1 pseudogene is annotated in these 544 nt (G+C 50.0%); it reads right to left on the reverse strand.

The features are described from left to right. Positions 1-544, reverse strand: a pseudogene (locus JDF658_RS13915) (IS200/IS605 family accessory protein TnpB-related protein); the annotation flags it as partial.

Consider the following 544-nt stretch of genomic DNA (forward strand, 5'->3'; position numbering starts at 1 on the left):
GCGGTTAAACTTTTTATTAGTGTCCAGCCTGTCTTTGCCAAAGTTCAGGTTTTCTAAAACAATGGGTTTGCCTGAAAAGAAAGCTATATCTACCACTACTCTGGCTAAAACGCCTATCAGGTAACTACGCCGGAAGCTGGAAGCATAGGCTAAGTCTGGTATTCTGATATAAAGAAAGCCGTTCGGGTAAGGGATAACCTGAAACTCTCCTTCGTACTTGCCCAGGTTGCCGGGATAAGGAACGCTGAAACCCTCCGCCCACGGCTCCGGCTGGCCAGAAGCGCTAACGTTACACAGGGCTACCCCATCAGGGTTTGTGTCTATAGCCAGACAACCTTTAGCAAAGTCCGGTTCCTGCACCCTGACCACTTCAAATGTCAAATGTACCAAATAGCGTCCTTCCAGGGTGCGGATCAGTTCTACCGCATAGGGTAACTTCATGGTCAGCCATATCTGCACCAGTTCCCGGTGTTTTTCCGGCAGCCACAACTTACCCTCAACCCTGGGGGCCTGGCTCATCCTGGGGCGACCAAGTTTATCTATA

The sequence above is a fragment of the Carboxydocella sp. JDF658 genome (assembly GCF_002049395.1).
Classification (GTDB): domain Bacteria; phylum Bacillota.